Source organism: uncultured Campylobacter sp., from assembly GCF_937997595.1.
Lineage (GTDB): Bacteria > Campylobacterota > Campylobacteria > Campylobacterales > Campylobacteraceae > Campylobacter_B.
This window is the reverse complement of record NZ_CALKTS010000275.1, coordinates 1-7,006: the sequence shown is the minus strand read 5'-3', so window position 1 is coordinate 7,006 and position 7,006 is coordinate 1. Positions and strand designations below refer to the sequence as shown.

The following is a 7,006-nucleotide window of genomic DNA, read 5'->3' as shown; positions in this document are numbered from 1 at the left end:
CGTATCGTCGCCGATCGCGCTGGCGGCATTTAGCGCCTCGTCGATATCGCCCGCCTCCAGCACGCGCCCTGTTTTTGCGAGATAGTGCGCCCAGACCCCCGCGTAGCAGTCCGCCTGCAGCTCGACTTTGACCTGAAGCGCGTTTTGCTCGGCTTCGCTGCGAGCGCGCCTTTTTAGAGTGCTAACCTGCTCCAGTGTGCCGATTAAATTTTGAACGTGATGCCCTACTTCGTGCGCGATGACGTAGGCCTGCGCGAAGTCGCCGCCCGCTTTGTATTTATTCGCAAGCTCGTCGAAAAAACCGAGATCCAGATAAATTTTATGGTCCCTCGGGCAATAAAAAGGTCCCGTCTGCGCGCTCGCAAAGCCGCAGCCGCTTGCGATCTGATCGCGGAAAAGCCGCAAGCCTGGCTCCTCGTAGCGCGCGCCCGCACTTTTAAATATCTCGCCCCAAACGTCCTCGGTTTGGGCCAGCACCGCCGAGACGAAGGCGAGCTTTTCTTGCTCCTGCGGGCTATCGGTCGGCTCTCTCTGTGTGCTGGCGCCTCCGTCTAAAAGCGCCAAAGGGTTGTAGCCCATAAAATACGCTACGACGCCGATTACGAGCACTATGCGCCCGATCTTTGAGCCGAGCAAAAATCTGATGATCGGGATCAGCATCCCAAGCGAGCCGGAGCTCGTGCGCATGCTGCTTGCGCGGTCATCCTCCACGTTTGAGCTTCGTCTGCCGTCTTGCCATTTCATGTTTTTCCTTTAAAATTTTTGAGCCATTATACTAAAATTTTAAAAAGAGCGCCGCCTTGCTTTTGTAAAATACTGCGCGCGTAGCGAAATAAATCTGAAATTTTGCTTATTTTAAATTTCTTTTAAGCTGTTTAAAATTTTAAATTCTATATAATCGCCCTTTTTAAATTTAAAAGAAAGGAGAATTTGTGGCAAAAGACGACGTCATAGAGATCGACGGCAACGTCATAGAAGCGCTGCCGAACGCGACTTTTAAGGTTGAGCTCGATAACAAACACGTGATTTTATGTCATATCGCTGGCAAGATGCGGATGCACTACATCAAGATAATGCCGGGCGATCGCGTAAAAGTTGAGCTGACCCCTTACAGCCTCGATAAAGGCAGGATCACCTACCGCTATAAGTAAGGATAAAGTTAAATTTAGATATACTCGCGATTTTGCGACTAAACTGTAGGAAGAAGTGTTTTCAAAATCCCCACTATTTTGAAAACAGTTGGTTTGATACTTTCGCTTTTGAAATTTCATTAAACCTAGGTGCAGTTTGCATTTAAAGTGGAGAAAATTTTAGGAGAGTGGAATGAAAGTTCGTCCATCCGTTAAGAAAATGTGCGACAAATGCAAAATTGTCAAACGCAAAGGTGTTGTTCACGTTATTTGTGAAAATCCAAAACATAAACAAAGACAAGGATAAGTTATGGCTCGTATCGCAGGTGTAGATCTACCAAAGAAAAAAAGGATTGAATACGGACTAACTTATATCTACGGTATAGGTTTATTTACGTCGAGAAAAATTCTCGATGCGGCAGGAATTTCTTACGATAAAAGAGTCGCCGATCTGAGCGAAGATGAAGCCGCCGCTATCAGAAAAGAGATCCAAGAGCACTATATGGTCGAAGGCGATCTTCGCAAACAAGTGGCTATGGATATAAAAGCGCTTATGGACTTGGGCGGCTATCGCGGCCTAAGACACAGAAAAGGCCTTCCGGTTCGCGGTCAAAAAACAAAAACGAACGCTAGAACCAGAAAAGGCAAACGCAAAACCGTCGGCGCGGCAGCTAAATAAGGATTGAGATATGGCACAAAAAAAAGTAGTTAAGAAAAAAACCGTCAGAAAAAATATCGCCAAAGGCATAGTTTACATCTCCGCTACGTTTAACAACACTATGATTACCGTAACGGACGAGATGGGCAACGCGATCGCGTGGAGCAGTGCGGGCGCTTTAAATTTTAAAGGCAGCAAAAAATCCACTCCTTATGCGGCGCAGCAAGCCGTCGAGGACGCGCTAAACAAAGCCAAAGAGCACGGCATCAAAGAGGTAGGCGTCAAGGTTCAGGGTCCGGGAAGCGGACGCGAAACCGCCGTTAAAAGCGTAGGCAGCGTAGAAGGGATTAAAGTTACGTATTTCAAAGATATCACTCCTCTTGCGCACAACGGTTGCAGACCGCCTAAACGACGTCGCGTGTAATTATAAAAGGAGAAATTTATGGCTAGATATACAGGACCGGTTGAAAAATTAGAAAGAAGGCTCGGCGTCGATCTATTTATGAAAGGCGAAAGAAGGCTTGCGGGCAAGAGCGCGCTTTTAAAACGCCCTTACGCTCCGGGTCAGCACGGACAAAGACGCGCCAAACTAAGCGAATACGGCTCACAGCTTCGCGAGAAACAAAAGGCTAAATTTATGTACGGCGTAAGCGAGAAGCAGTTCCGCAGACTATTTGCAGAAGCGGCTCGCAGAGAGGGTAACACCGGAGCGATCTTGGTTCAGCTTTTAGAGCAGAGGCTAGATAACGTCGTTTACCGCATGGGATTTGCCACGACTAGACGCTTCGCGCGCCAACTCGTTACGCACGGACACATTTTAGTAGACGGCAAGCGCGTCGATATCCCTTCATACAGCGTCCGCGCAGGACAAAAGATCGAAGTGATCGAAAAAAGCAAAAATAACCCGCAAATTTCAAGAGCATTGGATCTTACTGCACAAACTGGCATCGTAGCGTGGGTAGACGTAGAAAAAGAGAAAAGATACGGAATTTTTTCTAGAGTTCCGGAGAGAGAAGAAGTTGTTATTCCTGTAGAGGAAAGATTTATCGTAGAGCTTTACTCGAAATAGTAGGTGCTAATATGAGAAAAATCACAACATCAGCTCATATGCCAACTGAAATAAAGGTTGAGAATGTCAGCGAAAATGTTGCTAAAATCATAGCATATCCCTTTGAAACAGGATATGCCGTCACTCTAGCTCATCCTTTACGAAGGCTACTTTATACGAGCACGGTCGGTTTTGCGCCGACTGCGGTTAAAATCGAAGGCGTAAGCCACGAATTCGACAGTATGCGCGGCATGCTCGAGGATATGGCGGCTTTTATCATAAATTTAAAGGGCTTAAGGTTTAAAATCAAGGGCGATTCCCTACGCGAGGTCGTAGAATACAGCTTCAAAGGACCTAAAGAAATTTACGGCAGCAACCTAAACAACGACGCCGTAGAGATCGTAAATCCAAGCGCTTATCTAGCTACGATAAACGAGGATGTCGATCTTAAATTTACGCTCATCATCGAAAAGGGCATCGGCTACGTCCCAAGCGAAGAGATCAGAGAAAATTTAGACGCCGATTTTATCGCGTTGGATGCGTTTTTTACCCCGGTAACCAAGGCTGTTTACGATATCGAAAACGTATTTGTAGAGGATAATCCCGACTACGAAAAGGTGGTCTTTACGATCACTACCGACGGTCAGATCAGCGCGATAGACGCGTTTAAAAACGCGCTTGAGGCGATGTATCAGCAGCTGGCGGTTTTCAAAGGCATCGTAAATATCAGCGCTGCAGATACTTTTGGTAGAGCGATCCCTGCAAATTCCGAGTTTGCAAAGCTTTTCGAGAGCGTTAGCAATCTAAGCTTAAGCGCACGAAGCTTCAACTGCCTGGATCGCGCGGATATTAGATTTATCGGCGAGCTAGCGATTATGGAGGAGAGCGAGCTTAAAGACCTTAAAAATTTAGGTAAAAAATCGCTCGAGGAGATCAAGGCCGTTATGGAGGAGATCGGTTATCCTATCGGCAACCAAGAGCTCGGTGATAAAAAAGAGCAGCTAAAACGCAAGCTTGATGAGCTGAAGGCTCAAAGACAAAAGAATGAAGGACAATAAATGAGACATAATCACGGATATAGGAAGCTAGGGCGTACTTCGTCTCACCGTGCCGCCCTGCTTAAAAATTTAACCATCGCTTTAGTTACTAGCGGCAAGATCGAAACTACGCTTCCTAAGGCAAAAGAGCTAAGAAGTTATGCCGAGAAGCTGATCACTCGCGCGCGCAAGGGCGACAGCGAAGCGCATAAATTTGTTTTCGCGGTGCTTCAAGATAAGGCTGCGACAAATAAACTAGTCACCGAGATCGCTTCAAAATACGCAGGCGTAAACGGCGGCTACACTCGCATCATCAAAACCCGCCTCCGCAAGGGCGACGCCGCAGAGATGGCTTATATCGAGCTAATCAGCAAATAAAATTTCGGGATCACTCCCGAAATTTCTTCTATGAAATTTAAAATTTTACTTCCGCTTGTTATCGTCGCTGCGGGCCTAGCGTGGGCATTGGACAATTATCTTAGCTATAAAAATATCGAAACGATCAACTCCGAAATTCCGCTAAAGCAGGCATTGGACGGCGAGCAAATCTCTAAAATTCGCGTCTATAAATCCAAACGAATTCTTGAAATTTTGACCTCAAAAGGCATCGCGAAAAGCTACAAAATCGCCCTCGGACGCGAGCCTGAAGGACATAAAGAGGTTCAAGGCGACGGCAAAACCCCGGAGGGCAACTACACCATAAACGGCAAAAATCCAAACTCGGCGTATCATCTAAATTTAGGGATCTCCTATCCGAACAAAGCCGATGTAGCGCACGCAAAATCCCTCGGCAAGAGCGCAGGCGGCGATATCAAAATCCACGGGCTACCGAACAAATTTAGCTACCTAGGGCAGAGTATCGCGGCGTTCGGCGACTGGACGGAGGGCTGCATAGCGCTCGTCAATGACGATATGGACGAGCTTTTCGAGCACGTAAAAATCGGCACGCCGATAGAAATTTTGCCGTGATTGCACGCGCCTGCGCTAAAATTTCACAGCCGCAATCGATATAAACATAGCGTAAATTTCATCTACGAGCTTTAAAATAATATCCACCGCCCAGACTTTCGTAGTTGCAAAATTTGCGATTAAAAGCAGGATTGTTTTATAAAAATTTAATCGTATCGGCGTTTATATCAATAAATTTAGACAAAATCGCCTTAAATCCTCTCCCGCTCAAGCAAAATTTCATCTCAAATTTGACCATTGGCTCAGCTGAAATTTCATCCCAAATTTATAGCGCAAATAGTATAAATTTAAATATACACAAACCGGATGATTCACAAACTTTGCCCTTCTCCAGATCAATAAAATTTAAAATTGTAGTCCCAGCCGTCCGCGCCGCATAAATTCTTTACGATCCATAACGCAAAATCCACGCTCCTAGCGCAAAATTTCAGATTAAATTTCATCCCCGATAAGCCTTTTTTTATCGCTTTTGGATATAATTCGCCAAACCCAAAACAAGGAATTTTAATGATACCATTTAGCGATGAAGAGCTTCTAGCTCCGGTACAAGGCAGCTTGGAGCTAATCCGTCCAATGCTTCAAAACGACGGCGGCGACATGAAGCTTTTAGGCATAAAAAACGGCGTCGTCTATGTCCGCCTTACCGGGCATTGCCACGGCTGCGCCGCAAGTGCACAGACCCTAAAATACGGCGTCGAGCGCCAGCTTCGCATGGATATTCACCCCGAGCTTAGCGTCGTAAACATCCCCGAAGGCGAAGAGTTTGAATTATAAAAAGCTGGGGCTAAAAGCCTTTTCGCGCGGAGAATTTGAGCTTGCGAAGCTGTATTTTTCGCTCGCCTACGAAAAAAGCGGCGAGGAGGAAATTCTATTTTTGCTAGAACTTTGCCAGACTGCGCTGGCAGACCGCGAAGAGGCACTTATGCTCTTTGATTTTTACAACCTCAGCCCCAAAACTCAAACCGCGGAGCTTTTTAAAATTTTAAACTCCATTAACGAAAAGATCGCGAATGAAGCAGCTTCCGAGCCCGGTGCCGAGGACGAAATTGCAGTCATCGCTTATGCCGATTTTATGCGCGCGGTAGGCCAAAAAGGCTTTAAAGACGCCTTTGAATCGATCATTTTTTCCTCCAAAATCGCCATTTCGGACAAAACCGAGATGATAGAATTTTTAGAAAATTTGATAGAAAACGGCTACTACGAAATGGGGCTTAATTACGTCGAGAGCTCGGCTGCTGCGTACGCAGGCGATGAGCGCTTCGAAGCGCTAATGCAAAAAATCAAAAATCATGAAAATACGACTCGAAAATAGCTTTATCACCGACAACTCCGCCGAGTGCGAGGCGGGCTGCTTTTTTATGCACACGAGCGCGAACGCTAAATTCCAAGCCGAAGCGGCGCAAAAAGGCGCGCAGATCATCTCTATCGCGCGGGCGAAGGAGCTTTTGAATATCGATCCGCGCATCAAAATCATTGGCATCACCGGCACGAACGGCAAGACCACGACCGCGGCGGCGATCTATTCGACGCTGCTGGATCTAGGCTTTAGCTGCGGTCTAAGCGGCACGCGCGGCGCCTTTATAAATGAGCGCAGGATCGACGAAAAGGGGCTTACGACGAGCTCGGTTTTTAAGACGATGAGCTATCTTTACGAAGCTAGCAAACAGGGCTGCGAGTACTTCGTCATGGAGGTTAGCTCGCACGCAATCGCGCAAAACCGCATAGAAGGGCTAAATTTTGCGCTTAAAATTTTTACGAATTTAAGTCAAGATCATCTCGATTATCATGGCAGCATGCAAGAATATGCCGCGGTCAAGAGCTCATTTTTCGCAGACGACGCGCCAAAGCTCATAAACGCCGACGACGGACATATTAAATTTAATCCCACAAACGCCCTTACCTACGGTATCAAAAATCCCGCGAGCTTCGGCGTGAGCGGATACGGGCTAAAGGGCGGCATCGACGCGCTCGTACGCACCCCAAACGGCGATAATGCGCAGCTGCAAAGCGATCTGATCGGCGAGTTTAATCTCTACAATCTTACCGCGGCGTTTGCAGCAGTTAAAATTCTAACCAAGCTGCCGAATGAGAAGATCGCAAAAGCCCTGGCAAACTTCGGCGGCGTCGAGGGTCGCGTGCAGATCGTAAATAAAAACCCGCTTGT

At 46.8% G+C, this 7,006-nt stretch carries 12 protein-coding genes; 11 read left to right on the top strand and 1 reads right to left on the bottom strand.

Annotated features, from left to right (window positions below):
• A partial coding sequence (locus Q0614_RS09100) for a neutral zinc metallopeptidase (RefSeq protein WP_298788185.1) occupies positions 1-744 on the bottom strand: 744 nt, incomplete at its 3' end.
• 188 nt (positions 745-932) lie between these two features.
• Between Q0614_RS09100 and infA the strand changes: the two genes are divergently transcribed.
• From infA to Q0614_RS09045, 11 genes are all read left to right on the top strand, one after another.
• Positions 933-1,151 (top strand): translation initiation factor IF-1, encoded by a 219-nt coding sequence (infA, locus tag Q0614_RS09095; RefSeq protein WP_005869854.1) that lies wholly within the window; start codon positions 933-935, stop codon positions 1,149-1,151.
• 172 nt (positions 1,152-1,323) lie between these two features.
• Positions 1,324-1,437 (top strand): 50S ribosomal protein L36, encoded by a 114-nt coding sequence (gene rpmJ / locus Q0614_RS09090; protein ID WP_005869855.1) that lies wholly within the window; start codon positions 1,324-1,326, stop codon positions 1,435-1,437.
• 3 nt (positions 1,438-1,440) lie between these two features.
• Positions 1,441-1,809 carry a 30S ribosomal protein S13 gene (rpsM, locus tag Q0614_RS09085; protein WP_005869856.1) on the top strand — a complete coding sequence of 123 codons (369 nt, stop codon included), beginning with the start codon at positions 1,441-1,443 and terminating at the stop codon, positions 1,807-1,809.
• 10 nt (positions 1,810-1,819) lie between these two features.
• On the top strand, positions 1,820-2,212 hold the full coding sequence (rpsK, locus tag Q0614_RS09080; protein ID WP_177387174.1) for a 30S ribosomal protein S11: 393 nt from the start codon (positions 1,820-1,822) through the stop codon (positions 2,210-2,212).
• A gap of 18 nt (positions 2,213-2,230) precedes the next feature.
• On the top strand, positions 2,231-2,857 hold the full coding sequence (rpsD, locus tag Q0614_RS09075; RefSeq protein ID WP_005869858.1) for a 30S ribosomal protein S4: 627 nt from the start codon (positions 2,231-2,233) through the stop codon (positions 2,855-2,857).
• Positions 2,858-2,868: 11 nt separating this feature from the next.
• Complete coding sequence (locus Q0614_RS09070; RefSeq protein WP_298788183.1) at positions 2,869-3,894, top strand: DNA-directed RNA polymerase subunit alpha; 1,026 nt, start codon at positions 2,869-2,871, stop codon at positions 3,892-3,894.
• Positions 3,895-4,251, top strand: coding sequence for a 50S ribosomal protein L17 (gene rplQ, locus Q0614_RS09065; RefSeq protein WP_298788181.1), 357 nt, complete (start codon positions 3,895-3,897; stop codon positions 4,249-4,251).
• A 30-nt stretch (positions 4,252-4,281) separates the two neighbouring features.
• On the top strand, positions 4,282-4,842 hold the full coding sequence (locus Q0614_RS09060; RefSeq protein WP_297950226.1) for a L,D-transpeptidase family protein: 561 nt from the start codon (positions 4,282-4,284) through the stop codon (positions 4,840-4,842).
• 507 nt (positions 4,843-5,349) lie between these two features.
• Complete coding sequence (locus Q0614_RS09055; RefSeq protein WP_297963446.1) at positions 5,350-5,616, top strand: NifU family protein; 267 nt, start codon at positions 5,350-5,352, stop codon at positions 5,614-5,616.
• The gene (locus Q0614_RS09050; protein WP_298022258.1) at positions 5,606-6,154 is read left to right on the top strand and encodes a histidine kinase; all 549 of its coding nucleotides are present in this window, start codon (positions 5,606-5,608) and stop codon (positions 6,152-6,154) included. The genes Q0614_RS09055 and Q0614_RS09050 overlap by 11 nt, the downstream gene beginning before the upstream one ends.
• The coding region (locus tag Q0614_RS09045; protein WP_298788180.1) for a Mur ligase family protein at positions 6,132-7,006 on the top strand (875 nt) is incomplete at its 3' end. The genes Q0614_RS09050 and Q0614_RS09045, both read left to right, overlap by 23 nt.